This window comes from uncultured Oscillibacter sp. (assembly GCF_910587525.1).
Taxonomy (GTDB): Bacteria; Bacillota; Clostridia; order Oscillospirales; family Oscillospiraceae; genus Oscillibacter.
Window position 1 is genome coordinate 1 of record NZ_CAJULS010000039.1, and the last position, 17,231, is coordinate 17,231.

At 59.4% G+C, this 17,231-nt stretch carries 18 protein-coding genes; 7 read left to right on the forward strand and 11 right to left on the reverse strand.

Features of this window, described 5'->3' with window-relative positions:
- Positions 1–160 precede the first annotated feature (160 nt).
- The 3 genes from QZ326_RS05410 to QZ326_RS05420 all read right to left on the reverse strand — a co-directional run bounded on the left by QZ326_RS05410 (position 161) and on the right by QZ326_RS05420 (position 2,569).
- Positions 161–946 (reverse strand): helix-turn-helix domain-containing protein, encoded by a 786-nt coding sequence (locus tag QZ326_RS05410; RefSeq protein WP_295742268.1) that lies wholly within the window; start codon positions 944–946, stop codon positions 161–163.
- A 170-nt stretch (positions 947–1,116) separates the two neighbouring features.
- A complete protein-coding gene (locus tag QZ326_RS05415) occupies positions 1,117–2,124 on the reverse strand; it encodes a hypothetical protein (protein WP_295742271.1) in 1,008 nt (335 codons plus the stop codon).
- Positions 2,099–2,569 (reverse strand): RNA polymerase sigma factor, encoded by a 471-nt coding sequence (locus QZ326_RS05420; protein ID WP_295742274.1) that lies wholly within the window; start codon positions 2,567–2,569, stop codon positions 2,099–2,101. Before QZ326_RS05420 ends, QZ326_RS05415 begins: the two co-directional genes overlap by 26 nt.
- Before the next feature lie 232 nt (positions 2,570–2,801).
- Between QZ326_RS05420 and QZ326_RS05425 the strand changes: the two genes are divergently transcribed.
- Positions 2,802–3,599 (forward strand): helix-turn-helix domain-containing protein, encoded by a 798-nt coding sequence (locus QZ326_RS05425; RefSeq protein WP_295742277.1) that lies wholly within the window; start codon positions 2,802–2,804, stop codon positions 3,597–3,599.
- Between the two features lie 214 nt (positions 3,600–3,813).
- Here QZ326_RS05425 and QZ326_RS05430 read toward each other — a convergent pair whose 3' ends face one another.
- The 3 genes from QZ326_RS05430 to mltG are packed head-to-tail and all read right to left on the reverse strand — an operon-like array spanning position 3,814 to position 7,635.
- Entirely contained in the window at positions 3,814–5,211 is a 1,398-nt protein-coding gene (locus QZ326_RS05430; protein ID WP_295742280.1) for an NAD(P)/FAD-dependent oxidoreductase, read from the reverse strand.
- 32 nt (positions 5,212–5,243) lie between these two features.
- Positions 5,244–6,473 (reverse strand): U32 family peptidase, encoded by a 1,230-nt coding sequence (locus tag QZ326_RS05435; protein ID WP_295742283.1) that lies wholly within the window; start codon positions 6,471–6,473, stop codon positions 5,244–5,246.
- Positions 6,463–7,635 (reverse strand): endolytic transglycosylase MltG, encoded by a 1,173-nt coding sequence (gene mltG, locus QZ326_RS05440; RefSeq protein ID WP_295742285.1) that lies wholly within the window; start codon positions 7,633–7,635, stop codon positions 6,463–6,465. Before mltG ends, QZ326_RS05435 begins: the two co-directional genes overlap by 11 nt.
- Positions 7,636–7,770: 135 nt before the next feature.
- On the opposite strand from mltG, the gene QZ326_RS05445 reads away from it, so the two are divergent.
- The gene (locus QZ326_RS05445; RefSeq protein ID WP_295742288.1) at positions 7,771–8,028 is read left to right on the forward strand and encodes a hypothetical protein; all 258 of its coding nucleotides are present in this window, start codon (positions 7,771–7,773) and stop codon (positions 8,026–8,028) included.
- A 62-nt stretch (positions 8,029–8,090) separates the two neighbouring features.
- On the opposite strand, the gene QZ326_RS05450 is transcribed toward QZ326_RS05445, so the two are convergent.
- The 3 genes from QZ326_RS05450 to QZ326_RS05460 all read right to left on the reverse strand — a co-directional run bounded on the left by QZ326_RS05450 (position 8,091) and on the right by QZ326_RS05460 (position 10,585).
- Positions 8,091–8,825, reverse strand: a complete 735-nt coding sequence (locus QZ326_RS05450) for a WecB/TagA/CpsF family glycosyltransferase (protein WP_295742290.1) — start codon at positions 8,823–8,825, stop codon at positions 8,091–8,093.
- Between the two features lie 92 nt (positions 8,826–8,917).
- Positions 8,918–9,502, reverse strand: a complete 585-nt coding sequence (locus QZ326_RS05455) for a hypothetical protein (protein ID WP_295742292.1) — start codon at positions 9,500–9,502, stop codon at positions 8,918–8,920.
- Between the two features lie 159 nt (positions 9,503–9,661).
- Positions 9,662–10,585, reverse strand: a complete 924-nt coding sequence (locus QZ326_RS05460) for a DMT family transporter (RefSeq protein ID WP_295742294.1) — start codon at positions 10,583–10,585, stop codon at positions 9,662–9,664.
- Between the two features lie 111 nt (positions 10,586–10,696).
- On the opposite strand from QZ326_RS05460, the gene QZ326_RS05465 reads away from it, so the two are divergent.
- The 3 genes from QZ326_RS05465 to QZ326_RS05475 are packed head-to-tail and all read left to right on the forward strand — an operon-like array spanning position 10,697 to position 12,567.
- Positions 10,697–11,287, forward strand: a complete 591-nt coding sequence (locus QZ326_RS05465; RefSeq protein ID WP_295742297.1) for a GNAT family N-acetyltransferase — start codon at positions 10,697–10,699, stop codon at positions 11,285–11,287.
- 18 nt (positions 11,288–11,305) lie between these two features.
- A complete protein-coding gene (locus QZ326_RS05470; protein WP_295742299.1) occupies positions 11,306–11,950 on the forward strand; it encodes an HAD family phosphatase in 645 nt (214 codons plus the stop codon).
- Entirely contained in the window at positions 11,947–12,567 is a 621-nt protein-coding gene (locus QZ326_RS05475) for a pentapeptide repeat-containing protein (RefSeq protein WP_295742302.1), read from the forward strand. The genes QZ326_RS05470 and QZ326_RS05475 overlap by 4 nt, the downstream gene beginning before the upstream one ends.
- A gap of 38 nt (positions 12,568–12,605) precedes the next feature.
- Here the strand turns inward: QZ326_RS05475 and QZ326_RS05480 are convergent, their stop codons facing one another.
- Positions 12,606–15,080: an ATP-dependent helicase gene (locus tag QZ326_RS05480; protein WP_295742305.1), complete on the reverse strand. Its 2,475-nt coding sequence runs from the start codon at positions 15,078–15,080 to the stop codon at positions 12,606–12,608.
- Between the two features lie 146 nt (positions 15,081–15,226).
- Between QZ326_RS05480 and QZ326_RS05485 the strand changes: the two genes are divergently transcribed.
- On the forward strand, positions 15,227–15,850 hold the full coding sequence (locus QZ326_RS05485; protein WP_295742307.1) for a hypothetical protein: 624 nt from the start codon (positions 15,227–15,229) through the stop codon (positions 15,848–15,850).
- A 15-nt stretch (positions 15,851–15,865) separates the two neighbouring features.
- Positions 15,866–16,744 (forward strand): MBL fold metallo-hydrolase, encoded by an 879-nt coding sequence (locus QZ326_RS05490; protein WP_295742310.1) that lies wholly within the window; start codon positions 15,866–15,868, stop codon positions 16,742–16,744.
- A 68-nt stretch (positions 16,745–16,812) separates the two neighbouring features.
- Here the strand turns inward: QZ326_RS05490 and QZ326_RS05495 are convergent.
- Positions 16,813–17,231 (reverse strand): electron transfer flavoprotein subunit alpha/FixB family protein (locus QZ326_RS05495; RefSeq protein WP_295742312.1); only part of this gene is annotated, 419 nt, incomplete at its 5' end.

Here is a 17,231-nt window from a genome sequence, read left to right on the forward strand (position 1 = left end):
CCACCGAGGACAGCAAGGTGGGCAGCTTCAGCATTGAGAACCAGACGAAAACCCTTCACCAATATGTTGACGCTATGGAGGGCGTTAACAACGCGGAGGTCCTGGAGTTCATTGACAATGGGTACAGCGGGACCAATTTTGCCGGCCCAGCTTTCGTCATTTATTTAATATTGGCCCCAAGCGCCGCCAGCAGCCGCAGCAGGGGCCGCCACAGATCCGGATGGCGCTCCAGCAGAAACGCTTCCACCTGCGCCCGGGTCAGGCCGTCTCCCCAGAGGAGAACGTGATTCCCCACGGCGTCATACCCAACGGCGGTATTCCCGACGGCGACCGTGCCCACGGCGATCTTCCCGGCTATGGCCGTGACACCGCTGGCGTACCACAGGCCAAGGGCCACCGGACCAAAGGCCAGCAGCCCGACGGCCACCGGCCCCAGAGCCGCCAGTCCAAAGGCCAGACATCCCAGCGCAAGGAGCCCTGCGCTGATGACCCCGATACTGACAACGCCCGCGCTCACAATTCCCAGGGCCAGCACCCCCACGGCAATATTGCCTATGGCAATGATTCCCCTGGCCGTGTCCCTGAGCCGCATATGATTGCCGCTGAACCGGATAGACACCAGAGGCAGACCCCGGATTCTCGTTTTGCTGTCCCAGGACCAAACCTGGAAAAAGCGGGAGATCTCCTCCACCTGCGCCTCCAGCTTCGCCGTGGAGGCCTGCTGCTCCGCAGGGCGGTCCGGCTTTTCGATATAGTCTTTCACAAGATAGTCCACGCTGACATGGAACAGCTCTGAAAGCGCCACCAGCTTGGGGAGCTCAGGCGCTGCCGCGCCGCTCTCCCACTTGCTCACCGACTGCCGGGTCACGCCCAGCCGGTCCGCCAGCTGTTCCTGGGAGAGTCCCTCTCTCCGGCGCAGGGCTGCCAGCTTCTCTGAAAAGTTCATTGGTCATTCCGCCTTCCTGTTTGATGGGTCTATGGTACGCCAACAGGCGGAAAAAGGCAAGAACGCGACGATTGGAAGTTTGTCAACCACAGGTTGCGGTATTGGGGCGCAAGGAATACCGCATTTTGCAGACAGGAAAAGCGGAGGCCTTTCGGCCCCCGCTCCTGAACTCAATCCGCCTCCAGCGGCATCATAGCGTCGCCCCAGCGGACAGCCGCCACCTGGTCCATGTTGATTGGGGCCTCAAAGGGACCGTATTCCTCGCTCCAGTCCTCCCCTCCGCTGCCCACGGTATTTACCAGCGAGACCTCGCTGCCGTCCTTCATCACCACGGACAGCACCGCACCGGGCCAGACGCCCTCTTTGGGTTCGGACCAGCTGTGCCGGACGCGCATTCCGAGGGGAGAAATCCGCAGATACTCCAGGGTCATGGTCCCGCAGTCCTCGCTCTCCACCGTCACGCCGGCAACATTTGGTGTCCTGCTCTCCACGCCGCCGGAGTGGGCGCCGATGTTGAACTCCCAGCTCCCGGTGAGAATGGGGGTGTACTCCTTGTCCGGCGCCTGTACCCAGAGGCCGGGAATGCGGAGGACCTTGTCCGTTCCGTCGCAGAGATCTGCCTCCTCCATGGACCACAGGCGGATGACCGCGGTGAGAATATTGTCCGTAGGGTCATCGTTAATCCACTCGTAATCCAGCGTACAGAGCAGGTTTTTCCCATCCGCTCCTGTCAGCGTCACGCTCTCCTCTAGCGTATCGCCGAAGAGCTGGTAATACCCCTCGTCTTCGCCGTAATCCCGCAGCACAGTTCCCTCCGGAGCTTTGATTTCCAACATCAAATAATAAAAGTCCTGGTCTCCGAAAGCCGCCAGCGGCGTCATGGTGGTCCCGTTGGACTCTGCCGCCGCCAGATCCTGGCTGAGGGTCTCCACAATCTTCTGCTGGTTCTCGTCCAAATGGCCGAAGTACCGCTCCCACAGGGGCCCCGCTGCCGCGGCCGCCGTGCCCACCAGCACCACTGCGGCAATGGCCGCCGCCATCATCTTTCGGGGCCACCCGGCGCTCCGGCGTCCTCTCTCAGCACTCTGCACCCGCATCAACCGGTCCGTCAGCGCCGCCCGGCCCTCTGCCGTATAGCGTACCCGGTCCAGCTCACTCCGATAAACACTGTTGTCCATACGTACCTCCCAGCATGATTTTCAGCTTCTGCTTTCCCCGGTAGAGGTAGGTGCTCACCTGCGGGGCCCTGCAGCCCATCAGGTCTGCGATCTCCTCCACCTCGTACTCCTCGTAATACCGCAGGTACACCGCCTGACGGTATTTCTCCGGCAATGCCTGCACCGCCCGCAGCACCGGGCTGTCCTCCACTTCCGGCATCTCTACCGCCGCCTCCGCTACGCTCTCCAGAGGCATCCTGCGGCGGACCCAGGCGGACTTTTTCAGGTCCTTGCAGCAGTTCACCGCCACGCGGAGCACCCAGGCCCGCTCCTGCTCCTCCCCATCAAAGCGGCGGGGACTGGTCAACAGTTTCAGTAGCACAGTCTGACTGATGTCCTGGGCGTCCTGCATACTGCCTGTCCAGGTGTAGCCAATGCGCAGCACCGTGTCCGCCCAGCGGGCCACTATGGCCTCGGTCTCCTGACGGGAATATAAAATCTGTTCTGTAGTATCATCTCCTTTTGATCGGCGCCTTTCGATAATAAAACGAAACAGCGGGGCAAAATCTGGCAGTTTTGGCAAAAAAACACCCCGCAACCGCGGTTGCGGGGCGCTGTTGGTGGACGCAACCGGCGCAATCTGCTACACTGACTTACATGAGACGCGTTTCTAATGTCATCACAAGGAGGTACGGCTTATGAGTATTGCCGAAACCATCAAGCAGGTCCGGGAGGCCCGTGGCCTGACCCAGGAGGACCTGGCAGAGAAGTGCGAGGTCAGCCGCCAGGCCGTCTCCAAATGGGAGCTGGGAGCGTCGGCGCCTACGCCGGAGAACCTGAAAATTCTGGAGGAGGTTCTGGAAGTCACTTTTCCCAGGGAGGAGGAACCCATTTCTCAGACCGCCGCCAAGCCGCCGCCGAATTTTTGGAAAATCACTGTCACCGCTCTGGGCGGGCTGATACTGGCGGCGCTTTTGTCCATCCTTTTATATCTTACCATGTCCGAACCGGAGCAACCACCTGCGCCCACGGAGCCCGCCATCACCGGCGTCTGGTTCTTCGATGAGGCGGGCACTCCCCTGGAGCCGGACCTGGGGGACGGCTGGAAGAGCTTCACCGTGGGCCAGCGGGTCTATCTGCTGGTGAGCTTCCAACAGGACGCGGAGTCCAATGTCTACGGCGCGGCGCTGTACGCAACGCCCACTGGAACAGAGACCTATGACTACCGGAAACAGCTGGCGGTACAGGCGGTACGTGACCGCCCCTTCGCCCTCTTCCCGCTGGACTTTCCAGAGGCAGCTATGATTCATCTGGATGTGACATTGGAGTGCGGCGGCGGACATACCGTCACGGAAACCCTGAATGTGACGGCCGTCACTGTCGGTGAAATCAGCTCTTCGATTTATGAATTTGAAAATTTCGAGGAAGCGCCTGCGGACGGATCGGTCATCGGTGAAATCCGCGTTGATTTCTCAGCTCTGCCAACCAGCAGATGACGGACGCCCTCAAAATTAGAGCAGTTCCCAGAAATAATGGGAAAAAAGGAAGCGGGGACGGGGAATGCAGAGCAAGGCGGAGGACGCCGGCGGGCTGACGCCCGCCAAGGACGACAACGCAGCTATACGTTTCCCAGACCGCTGAACTTTTCTCAGTATTTTGGGAAATTGCTCTAAATAAACGGGAACGGCTCTACGGCCGTTCCCGTTTTGTTTAACCCTCCTCAGAAATCTTTCTTCCCATCAGCACGCCCATGACCGAGGCCATCATCAGTCCCCGGGTCCAGCCGGAGCTGTCCCCCAGGCAGTGGAGGCCCTGAAGGCTGGTGTTGAAATCCGTATCCATCTTCACCCGGTTGGAATAGAATTTCAGCTCCGGGGAGTAGAGCAGCGTCTCATAGGCGGCAAAGCCCGGCACCACGTGGTCCATGGCCTGAATGAAGCCGATGATGTTGGTCATGGCCCGGTAGGGCATGGCAGCGGTGATGTCGCCAGCCACGGCATCCGGAAGAGTAGGCCGAATGTTGGACTGGGCCAGTTCCTTTTCCCAAGTGCGCTTGCCATCCAGAATGTCGCCGAAGCGCTGGACCAGAATCTGGCCATTGGCCAGCATATTGGTCAGCTCTCCCACCTTTTGTGCGTAAGCGATAGGCTGATTGAAGGGGATGGAAAAATTGTGAGAGCAGAGGATCGAAAGATTTGTGTTATCGCTCTTAAGGTCTTTATAGGAGTGCCCGTTGACCACCGCCAGGTTGTTGTCGTAGTTCTCCTGACTGACAAAGCCGCCGGGGTTCTGGCAGAAGGTACGGACCTTGTTCTTAAAGGGCTTGGGCCAGCCCACCAGCTTGGACTCATACAGCACCCGGTTCACCATCTCCATGACCTCGTTGCGAACCTCCACCCGGACACCGATGTCCACGGTGCCGGGAGCATGGGCGATATTGTGCTCGGCGCACAGCTTCTCCAGCCAGTCCGCCCCCCGGCGGCCAGTGGCCACCACGGTGTGCCTGGCGTAGATCTCCATGTCTTTCTGCCCGTTGGAGACAGAAACACCCTTGCAGATTTCCTCCTCAAGTATGAGGTTTTTGCACTCATATCCGAAGTAGATCTCCACGCCGTTTTCCTGGAGGTACTTCTCAATGGCCAGATAGATGGCCTGAGCCTTTTCCGTACCCATGTGGCGGATGGGACAGTCCACCAGCTTGAGCCCCGCGTGAATGGCCCGCTTGCGGATCTCCTTGCGCTCCTCCTCATGCTCCAGGCCCTCGATGTGGGTATCCGCGCCGAACTCCAGGTAGATCGCGTCGGCATAGCTGATGGTCTCCTGGGCCAGATCCGAACCGATGAGATTGGGCAGATCGCCGCCCACCTCGTAGCTCAGCGACAGCTTTCCGTCAGAGAAAGCGCCGGCGCCGGAAAAGCCGGTGGTGATATGGCAGTAAGGCTTGCAGTTCATGCAGCGCTTGGTCTTATCCTTGGGGCAGTGGCGGTCCTCCACGGCCCGGCCTTTCTCCACCATGACGATCTTCTGACGGCTGCCCTTTTTGAGCATCTCCAGGGCAGTAAAGATCCCGGCGGGACCCGCTCCGACGATAACAACGTCTGCTTTCATAGCGTCTCTCCTTATGTTGTATTCTGTAATCTCTATTTCGCTGAGAGGTCCACGCCATGGCGCACCAGCGTCATAGGCGGCACTGCCCGGGGGAGCTTCATGCGCAGGAGCATCTGGGGCGTTCGGGGCTCCTCCACGGTCTCCCCCGCCTCATTCCGCATCTCTGGCACCTCCATGGAGAAAGGCCGCAGATCCGGGCCCACCAGCTCCACAATGTCTCCGGTGCGGAATTTATTCCGCAGAGACAGCACGGCGTTCCCCGCCTGGTCACAATCGACAATCACAGCGGTCACCTGCCAGTCCCGGATATAGCGGGAGTCCTCATAGTACTGCCCCGGCGGGCCGTAGTAAAAGCCGGTGGCGTAGGGCCGGTGGCTGACGTGCTCCACCTCATCCCTCCACACGGGGTCCGGGGAGGCCCCTGCCGCCGCCGCATCCAGGCAGTGGCGGTAGGCTCCGGTGACGATGGCGGCGTAATAGGCGGATTTGGCCCGCCCCTCAATTTTCAAACTGCTCAGCCCAACAGCACATAGGTCGTCCAGATGATCGATCATGCACATATCCCGGGAATTCAGAATATACGCGCCCTGACCGTCCTCCTCAATAGGGAAGTACTCGCCGGGCCGCTTTTCCTCCATCAGGGCGTAGTGGTAACGGCAAGGCTGGGCACAGGCCCCCCGGCTGGAATCCCGCCCGGTCATATAGTTGCTGAGCAGGCACCGTCCGGAATAGCTGACGCACATGGCCCCGTGGACAAATGCCTCCAGCTCCAGATCCGGCGGAGTCCTGTCCCGGATAGTCCGGATCTCCTCCAGGCCCAGCTCCCGGGCCAGAATGACCCGGGAGGCCCCCAAGTCATGCCAGGCCCGGGCGGTCTCATAATTGCAGACACTGGCCTGGGTGGAGACATGCCGCCGGCACCGGGGCGCATACCGCCCCGCCAGGGTGAAGGTCCCAAGGTCCGCCGCAATCAGGGCGTCCACTCCGGCATCGTTCAGCCGCTCCAGATGCTCCGGCAGCCGGGCAATTTCCTCATTTCGGGGCATGGTGTTAATGGTGCAGTGGACCCGGACGCCGCGGGCGTGGGCATAGGCTACCGCCTGCGGCAGCTCCTCCGGTGTGAAGTTCCCGGCAAAGGCCCGCATACCGAAATCCGTGCCCGCCAGGTACACGGCGTCCGCGCCGTAGAGAACCGCCATCTTCAGCCGCTCCATATCCCCCGCAGGGGCCAGCAGCTCCGGTTTCCGCCTCTTATCCGCCATATTGACTGCTGTTGACGAAGCTAAGGAAGTCATTGTAGTTCGTGAAATAGTGGTGCTTGTGGTCCGTCCCCAAAGCGTAGTAATAGTAATCGCTGGAGGTGGGGTACAGCGCCGCGTTGATGGAGGCCATACCGGGGTTGGCAATAGGCGTAGGCGGCAGGCCGGCATACTTACGCAGGTTGTAGGGGCTGTCTGTCTCCAGGTCGGCGCTGGTGATAGCTCCCTCGTGGTCCGGTAGGGCATAGAGGAGCGCAGCGTCGATCTGAAGCATCCCATAGGTGCCCCGTTTATCGCCGGGACCGTTGAGGCGGTTGTAAATAACGGATGCGATCATGGCCTGGTCTGTACCGTCGGTCTCCTTCTCGATAAGGGAGGCAATGGTGACAATCTCCTTCATACTGCGCCCCGAGGATTCCAGCTCTTCCTGGACGTCCTCGCCCATCATCTTCTGCTCAAAGTTGTTGATGAGCCGCTCCAAGGCGCTCTTGGGGTTGTGATTTACATAGAACTGATAAGTGTCCGGGAAGAGATACCCCTCCAGACGGCTGATATCCTCGGACTCATTGTCAATGAACTCATAGTTGAAGTCCGCTGTCTTGGCAGCTTCCAACAGCTTCTCCTCCGTATTGACGCCCCTCTCCGCCAGCAGGCGAATGGTCTGGGCAACCGTATAGCCTTCAGGGATGGTGACATCCACCGTCTCCGCGCTCATGCTACCAGAGGAGCTTCGCATTCCGGAGATCAGAGCATGGTAATCCATATCGTTATTCAGCTTATAGGTACCGATGCCGATCTTATCCTCTGCCTTGGTGACCTTGGCGAAGAGCTTAAAGAACCACTTGTACTGGATCAATTCCATCTCCTGGAGCTTGTCCGCTACAGTGTCCAGCGTGTCCTCAGCGGAGATCTCCACTGTCACCTCCATCTTGCTCCCCCGGTTAAAGGCACACAGGTCCGACGCCAGCAGCCAGCCCACACCGGCCATGGTAGCCGAGGCGGATACCACGATCAGCACGTAGAGAATGACTGCCAGCAGCGGATTCATACGCCGCCGTTTCTTCCTTCGGTGTGTACTTTTGCTCTGTTGGGGGCGGTCCGCCTGGCTGCGGCGCACCTGCTCGGCATCCCAACTGGCGGTATCCCCGTTCTTGTAATCTGCCATTGAAACCTCCATACCCGGCGCCCGGCATAGCCGGGCCCGTCCACTTTTCAAGCTAAATTATTTTTTCAATGGCCAGGCTCCGGCTGGAAACCCGGCGCATAGAATATCCCAAAGTCTTTAAGAGAGGTGTTTGAAATGTGTTTTAACAATGGAAACAACAACTCCTGCCTGTGGATCATCATCATCCTGGTTCTGTTCTGCTGCTGCGGCAGCAACAGCGGCAATTCCTGGGGCTGCGGAAACTGGGGCAGCTCTTGCGGCTGCGGAAACTGGGGCAGCTCCTGCGGCTGCGGCAATTGGAACGGCTGCTGCGGCTGCGGAAACTGGAACAACGGCTGCGGCTGCAACTGCAGCTGTAACTGCAACAACAACTGCAACGACAGCTGCTGCTGACAGCCAGGGAAATGGGGCGCGGAAGCGCCCCTTTTTCCGCTTCTCAAAAGAGGACAGGCCGCCTATTTTTTCCGCCCCTCCCGCTTCACATGGATCAAAAACATGGGCAGCTTTATCATGCGGCCCAGCCGCCGGGGGTCGCTGCACAGCCGGTAAAACCACTCCAGGCCGTGGTCCCGCCAGAATTTCGGGGCCCGCTTCACAGTGCCGGCAAACACGTCCAAGCTCCCGCCCAGGCCGCACAGAAGCCGTGCGCCGGTGGCGGGGCCGTTCCTCGCCATCCAGAGCTCCTGTTTGGGTGCGCCGAGACACACAAAGACTGCGTCCGCGCCGCTTTGCCGGATATCCTCCACAATGGGACCGTCATCCTGAAAGTACCCGTCATGCGTGCCTGCAATCCGCAAGCCGGGATACCGCTCCTTCAGCCGCTCCGCCGCCAGCTCTGCCACGCCGGGCTTGGCTCCCAGCAGATAGAGGGACTTCCCCTCCCCCGCCATTCTCTCCAGCAGTCGGGCGGCGAATTCAACCCCGGGTACCCGCTCTTTTAAAGGCGTTCCCAGCATGGCCGCGCCCTTGATAACGCCAATGCCGTCCGGCAGCACCAGCGCCGCGCCGTTGACGGCCTCCCGGGCCGCCGGGTCCTCCCGGCAGACCTCCACGATCTCCGGGTTGGGCGTCACCACATAGCGGGCTCCTTCTGTATGAAGCAGCTCCATTCCCCGCTCCGCCGCCTCAGCCAGCGTCAAATTGTCAAAGCCAACGCCCAGTACGTCAATGCGCACGGTATCACCTCGCATACATACTCATACAGTTTGTAAGTATAGCATAGGTTGACCGCAAAAATCAAGAGGGACGCGTGCCGCGCCCCTCTTTTTTCCGCTTGGTCTGATCATGCCTGCAAATTTGTCCGATTTGTCAGAATGTTAAAAAATGAGATAATTCCCAGCCGGCGCCCCCGTCCCCAAGAGCCCGCCCAGACGATGCTCCACAAAAATCCCAAAAGGCAGAAAAGTCCAGCTGTGATCAGCGCGACCAATATTCCAAATACAACCAACCTTCTACGCAGTTCTTTTCCGGAAAGCACTTCCATGGACTCGTCCCGCCATTCTCCAGCGTCATCACCTGAAAAGGCATAGATCGCCGGAATGCCCTGCGGACCGGTGCGGAGCACACGGGAAGCAGGATATACTATCCGAATCATATCCCCCGCTTGAAAGGGCCGCTCACAATCGCGGTCCCGGATGTAAAGACGGTCGGGACGCGTCAAATGCTGGCAACTCGACCGCTTCATATGTTTTGGCAGAACGGCTGTCACCTCATATATCCTTTTTCGCTTTTGCGTCACCTGTCCTGTTTTTACCAGTACATTCCCTCTGAGCAGCGATAAAACACCCCGCAAATACTGCACCGCCCACCATGCGGCAACCGACCACAGCGCAAAAAACACAAGCGGAAACACCAGCAGAAGGAGCATTTGGTCTCCATACGTCCTGCTTCCATGGAGAATGGCTTCGACCGCAGGATCAATCACAGTGAGGCAGTATAGCATCAGACCCGATATGTATAAAATCAAAAAGTGTGTGCTTCCATACAAAGCGTGTATACCTGCTTTTATACCGGCTCTTGACAGCCCTCACCGTTCTGGCTGGTCCTCTAACCGCTTCTTCTCCGGCAGCTGGGCCAGCACCACGGCCGCCAGCATCAGCACACAGCCCAGGTATTCTTTCCCACTCATCTGATTGCCGAAGGCAATGGCCCCGGCAATGGTGGCAAATACAGACTCCAGGCTCAGCAGCAGCGACACCACCGTGGGGTTGGAGTCCTTCTGTGCCACGATCTGCAGGGTATAGGCCACACCGCTGGAGAATACGCCTACGTACAGAATGGGCCACGCGCAGACGCGGATGGCCTCCCAGGTGGGAGCTTCCGACACCAGCATTCCCACGGCAGAGAGCACCGCCGCCACCAGGAACTGGATGCAGGACATCTCCACCCCGTCCACCTTCTGAGTAAAGTGGTCGATGACCAGAATGTGACCCGCAAAACAGAAGGCACACAGCAGGATGTAAAAATCGCCGGCGGCGATGGTGAACTCCTCCGTAATGCACAGGCAGTACAGCCCCGCCACCGCCAACACGATGCCAAGCCAGATACTTCTGGGGGCTTTCTTTTTGAGGAACAGACCCATAATGGGCACAATAACGATGTACAGCGCCGTGATAAAGCCCGCCTTGCCGGGGCTGGTGCTCTCGATGCCCTTTTGCTGGAGGTTGGCGGCTACGGTCAGCGCCACGCCGCAGCACACACCGCCCAGCAGCAGATTCCGGCGGTAGGCAGGCGTGGACTTCTCATTCTCGCCGGCGCCGGACTTACGCCGCATGAGGCGCAGCGCTGCGCACATCACCAGCAGAAAGAGAAACGCCACCGCCGACCGGGCAGCGTTGAAGGTAAAGGGACCCACGTAGTCCGCCCCCACGCTCTGAAACACAAAGGCAGTGCCCCAGATCAGCGCCGCCAGCACCGGCAGCACATTCTGACGAATCCAATTTGTTCTCATGTCTTGTCCAATCTTCCTTCCTGTGATATACTGTCCAGTATATTATCATGAAGGCGGGAAAATGGCAAGTCCCTCCTCTCCGGACGCTCCCCCGCCGGGAAGGAACGCACCATGGAGTTCAGCGCGATGAACGAACAGGAGATTCGCGGCTGGTACAGTCAGGAGTTTATTCAAACCTTTCCCCCCAACGAGCAGAAGCCCCTGCACTTCATCCTGGAACTGATTGCCGGCGGCCGGTATACCCTGATGGGCCTTTACAACGGACCCTCTCTGCTGGGTTATGCCTCCCTGCAGACCCACCCGGACTGTCCGGGCTACATCCTGCTTGATTATCTGGGGGTCACTGCCGCCCGGCGTAATGAGGGACTGGGCGGACACATGTTGTCCCTTCTGGAAGAGAAATTCCGCGGAAAATCCTGCCTGATCGTTGAGGCCGAGAGCCCCATCCCCGGAGGCGACGAGGCCGAAAACGCCCTGCGGAACCGGCGCATCGGCTTTTATGAGCGAAGCGGCCTGCAGAGGGTCTATGAGATGGGCGCCTGCGGCATCCGGTGTCAGGTCCTGACTCTGGGAAATCCAGGCGGACCGGACGTTTTGGCGGAAGCCCATCGAACCATCTACGGCCCTGGCCGGCCGGACATCACCATTCCTCTGAGGCCGGACGAAACCCCCGCCCCGGCTCACTGGGGCAAAGACACCTGACACAAAGGAGACTCCGATATGTTTCTTTTCGATATGGACGGCACCCTCATCGACTCCAACCGCGTCTGGAAGGACGTAGACCGGGAGTTTCTGGCCCGGCGGGGTCTGCCCTATACCCGCGCCTACTATGAGGGCGTGGCCCACACCATCTTCCCTCTGGCGGCAAAGTTCACCAAGGAATTCTGCCGTCTGCCGGAGTCCTGTGAGGAGATCATGGCGGAGTGGATGGTTCTGGCCAAGGATGCCTACGCCCACGTGACCGTGAAGCCCGGCGTCCGGGCCTATCTGAAACAGTGCAAATCAGAGGGACGGCGGATGGCGGTGGTGACCTCCAGCGTGCCGGAGCACTGCCACATGGCTCTGGAGAAACTGGATCTGGAAAAATATTTTGAGCGGATCAATTTCGCCCAGGAGCTGGGAATGGACAAAAAGCTGCCGGACGTCTGGCTGGCGTCGGCAAAGGTCCACGGCGTCCGCCCGGAGGACTGCACTGTCTTTGACGACAGTCTGGCCGCCTGCCGGGGTGCCCGGGCCGCGAAGATGCGGGCAATAGGCGTATACGACAGCTTTTTCAGCCACGACGAAAAGGAGATGCGGGGCTTCTGTGATGTGTATATCAAGAGCTTCGAGGAACTCCTTCTGCCGGAGCGAAAACGAAGATGAGCGCTTTGGCATCTCTGGAACAGGCTCTTAAGGAGGCCCGGGAGGGCAGCGAGCTGATAGAATCTCTGACCTTTGACCGTATCGTTGCGGAGGGGCTGGATTTCTCGGAGCTGAGTTGTAAGCAGCTCTCCTTTCACGCCTGCCGGTTTACCGGCTGCGACTTCAGCGGCGCGGCATTTTATGACTGCGGTTTTACCGGCTGTCAGTTCACAGGGTGCCGCTTCCCTGTCAGCTACTGGAAGTCCTGCCGTCTCACCATCTGCAAGGGCGACGGCGGCGACTTTCGCCGCGGCCGGTTCAAGGACTGCACCCTTCGGGAGTGCATGCTCCGCTACGCCAACTTCATTGGCAGCGTCTGGGAACGCTGCGCTTTATCGGAGTGCAGTTTCACAGAGTCCGCTCTGGCGGAGTGCAAAATATCCAAAACCACTTTTCAAACGGTGGACTTCACCGGCGCAGAGCTGTTCCGTACACCCATGAAAGGGACAGACCTCTCCTCCTGCACGCTGGACCGGATCTCCCTGTCAGAGACCTGCGCCGAACTGAAAGGCGCCAAAATCCACACCAGCCAGGCAGCCCTGGTGGCCCGGATTCTGGGAATAGAAATTGTTTTCTGACAAAGAGAGCGCACCCCTCCGGGGTGCGCTCTCTGCGTTTACAGCTTCTTCATATGGCTTCCGGCAAATTTCAGCATCAGCCGCTTGGGCTTCTCCGTCCCCTGGAATTGGACGGTGACCATAGCATCGCCGGACATGTACTGAACATCCAGCACTGTTCCCTGCCCGAAGGCGGTGTGCTCCACCCCGTCCCCAGTCTGCAGCTCCAGCATGGGCGAGGCTCCACCGCCCTTGGCCGCCGGGCGCTGGGATGCGGCTCTGGACACCGTCTCCCGGTAAGCGCGGACCGCGCCGCCGGCCGTTCCGCTGCCGTAGCCTCCGTAAGAGACTGCTCCTCCATAGGAAGACGTGCCGCTGTCCCAGCCGCCGCCATATCCGTTCTCTCCGCCGCCAAAACGGGGCTCCTGCTTGCCCTCCCAGCGCATGTTGTCCTCTGGAATCTCATCCAAAAACCGGGAAGATCGGTTGCTGCTGGTGCGGCCGTACAGCATCCGCTGGCGGGCATTGGTCAGCGTCAGCTTCTCCTTGGCCCGGGTCATGGCCACATAGCACAGACGGCGCTCCTCCTCGATCTCCTCTTCATTGTACTGGGCGGAGCTGCCTGGAAAAATCCCCTCTTCCATACCCACCACATAGACCAGGGGAAACTCCAATCCCTTGGCGGAGTGGATGGTCATCATAGTGACGCAGTCGTCCCCCCCCTCCAGAGAGTCCAGATCGGTATACAAAGCGATCTCATTCAAAAAGCCGGAGAGGGTGGCGTCCTCCGGATCCTGCTCCAAAAAGCCCAGGATGCTGGATTTCAGCTCCTCCACGTTCTCGATGCGGCCCCGGCTCTCCAGGTCGTTTTTCTCTTCCAGGGCCGTGACGTAGCCGCTCTGGCTGCATACGGCGTCGTAGAACTCCGGCAGGTCCAGCTCTGCCCCCTGACGGCGGAGGCTGTCGATGAGGTCGGCAAATTTCAAAAGCTTGGCCTTGGCGGCTTTCAGCTCCGGAAACAGGTCCGCGTTGCGGATAATCTCGTACAGCGCTGCCCCCTGGGCCGCCGCCAGATCCGCCACCTTATCCATGGTGGCCGCCCCGATGCCCCGGGCGGGACTATTGATGATCCGCCGCAGCCGCAGGTCATCCAGGGGATTGTTCAGTACGCACAGATAGGCCAACATGTCCTTGACCTCCGCCCGGTCAAAAAACTTCATGCCGCCGACTACCTTATAGGGTACGCCGTTGCGGCGCATGGCGTATTCCAGGGCATTGGACTGGGCATTCATACGGTACAGCACGGCGGCGTCCCGGAACTTCCGTCCCCGGTTCACTGCCATCATGATGTCTCCCACCACAAAGTTTGCCTCATCACTCTCGCTGAAGGTGGTCTTGACGGTGACGGTGTCGCCGCTGCCGTTGTCCGTCCACAGTGTCTTGCCCTTGCGGCCCACGTTGTTCTTGATGACCGCGTTGGCAGCGTCCAGGATGTTCTGGGTAGAGCGGTAGTTCTGCTCCAGGCGGATTACCCGGGCATCTTTGTACTGCTTTTCAAAGCTGAGGATATTCTCGATGTTGGCCCCCCGGAAGCGGTAGATGGACTGATCGTCGTCGCCCACTACGCAGAGGTTCTTTCGTCCCCCCGCCAAAAGACTGGTCAAAAGGTACTGGAGGTGGTTTGTGTCCTGATATTCGTCCACCAGCACATAGCGGAATTTATTCTGGTAATACGCCAGCACCTCCGGCTCCTGCCGCAGCAGCGTGACGGTGTGGTAGATGATGTCGTCAAAATCCATGGCGTTGGCAGAGCGGAGCCGCTTGGCATAGGCGGCATAGACCTTGGCCACCCGGCTCAGCTTCCAATCTGCCTCGCTGTTGTGCCTGGCGGAGAAGTCCTCCGGGCTCTCGTACTGATCCTTTGCGCTGCTGATGATGCTCAGAACACTTTTGGGCGGAAATGCCTTCTCATCCAGATTCAGCTCCTTCAGAATATCCTTGAGGACCCGCTTGGAATCGTCGGTGTCATAAATGGTAAAGTTCTTGTCAAAGCCGATCCGGTCGGCGTCCCGCCGCAGGATGCGGACGCAGGCTGAGTGAAATGTGGAGGCCCAGACGTCGTTCGCCATGGGTCCCAAACGGGCCGCAAGGCGGTCTTTCAGCTCTCCCGCCGCCTTGTTGGTAAAGGTGATAGCGATGATCTCCCAGGGACGGGGCACATCTACGGCGCAGAGGCGGCGGGCCTTGTCTATATCCAGCGCCTCCGGGTGCTCCGGAAAGTGCTCCAGAAAAGACAGGTCCTCCTCAGAGGCCCAGTCCGGCACTCTCTCGCAGTCGCCTCCCTGCCCGTAGGTCAGGAGGTTATAGACCCGCTGAATCAGAACGGTGGTCTTGCCGCTGCCGGCCCCGGCCAGCAGCAGCAGCGGCCCCTCCGTAGTCATGGCGGCCTGGCGCTGCATGGGGTTCAGCCGCCGAAAATCCTGGGCGATGACCGCCCGCCGGGCGGCGATGTAGCGTTTGTTGAAATCAGTCATATGTTCACCAGTTTCCTTTTCTGCTCTCTCATATCTCTCCCCCATTTTAGGCCAAAAACCGGCTCAGGTCAACCATGGTTTTCTCCCGACTTATTGACGGCGCCAGAAAACCATGCTATGCTTTTTCAAAAAAGGAGGCTGATCTTATGCGGAAGGGGCTGTCAGCACTGCTGTTCCTCTGCCTGGGAACTGTCTGCGTCCTCTCCTCTCTGGGCTGGCAGCGGGCGGAGCGGCAGGCGGCAGAGTGGAAGTCCCGCGCGGAAACAGCAGAGCGCCAGGCCATCCGGGCGGAAACCGCGCAGGAAGACTCCGAGGCCCAGCAGAGGCTCCTGTCGCTGGAAGACGATCCCATTGCCGCCTTTTTCTCTCCCTTTCCATACAGTGGCGCCACCGCAAGATATCTCGCGTGTCTGGAGACCGACGCCTACCGGGCGGAGCTGGAAAACGCCGCCGAACTGCTGCGGAATAACGGTGACAGCGTCCCCGTTGACGCTTTTCTCGCCTTCATTGACGCGCAGGCTCAGGCGGAGGCAGATACCTGGGCCGCCTCCCTGGAAGCGCAGGGTGCCATGACCGCCGGAGCCTGGGCCCATGTTGACCAGTGCCAAACTCCAATTTATCGCTTCGGCGCATATACATTGATCTCCGCCTATCAGCGGACCGGGGAATCCTATTCCTTTCTTTTCAGCTCAGCGGATACCCGTCAGGTCCTGCTGGAGGCAGGCTTTCGGGAGGAGGCTCTCCCTTCTGGTGAAGAGGTCAACAAATAGAAAGAAGGAACCACCATGTATGAACTGATTCAAGCCGCAGAGCACACCTATTACATCCAGTGCCCCGCCAAGATGGGCATCTGGAAATTGAACGGCACCGACGCTGTCCTCATCGACAGCGGAAATGACAAGGACGCGGGACGGAAAGTTCAAAAGATCTTTGACGCCCAGGGCTGGCGTCTGACCGCCATCCTCAATACCCACGCCAATGCAGACCACAACGGCGGTAATGCCCTGCTCCAGCAGCGCCTGGGCGTTCCCGCCTTCGCTCCGGGGATCGACGCTGCCATCACCTCCCACCCCATTCTGGAGCCCGCCTTTCTCTACGGCGGTTTTCCATGCAAGGCTCTGCGGAACAAATTTCTGCTGGCTCAAGCCAGTGAATGCCAGCCCTTGACGGCGAAAAATCTACCGGAGGGCCTCACCCTGCTCCCCCTCCCCGGCCACTTCTTCGATATGTGCGGCTTCCAGACCGCGGACGGCGTCTGGTTTCTGGCGGACTGTCTCTCCGGGGCTAACATCGTGGAGAAATACCATGTGAATTTCATCTACGATGTAGCTGCCTACCTGGAAACCCTGGATAAGGTCTGCTCCTTGGGGGGGCGCCTCTTTATCCCCGCCCACGCGGAGCCCACGGAGGACATCCGCCCCCTGGCTCAGCTGAACCGTGCCAAGGTCCTGGAGATCTGCGAACTGATTCTCCGGTTCTGCGAGACGCCCGCCAGCTCTGAGGAGGTCTTACAGAACATTTTCCGGCACTACCAGCTATCTATGGACTTCAACCAATATGTACTGGTCGGTAGTACCATCCGCTCCTACCTCTCCTACCTGCTGGACAAGGGAACTCTGACTGTAGATTTTTCAGACTGCAAAGCGCTTTTCTGCCGGATCTAAACTTCAGAATCCCATAAAAACAGGAGCCATCCAGCTGGATGGCTCCTGTTTTTTTCTGTAAATGCGGCTTACTTCGCGGCCTTGGCGGCGCGGATGGCCTCGGTGAGCATGGGGGTGACCTTGAACAGGTCGCCGCAGATGCCGTAATCGGCGATCTCGAAGATGGGGGCGGTGTCGTTCTTGTTCACCGCGATGATGCACTCGGAATCCTGCATACCGGCCTTGTGCTGGATGGCGCCGGAAATGCCCAGAGCCACGTACACCTTGGGGTGCACGGTCTTGCCGGTCTGGCCCACCTGGTGGTCGGCACTCAGCCAGCCGCTGTCAATGGTGGCACGGCTGCCGCCTACGACGCCGCCAAGCTCAGCCGCCAGCTCCTCGGCCAGCTTGATGCCGCCCTCAACGTCCTTGCTGATGCCGCGGCCAACGGATACGATGAAGTCCGCGCCGATCAGGTCCACCAGCTTCTTGGCGGCCTTGACCACCT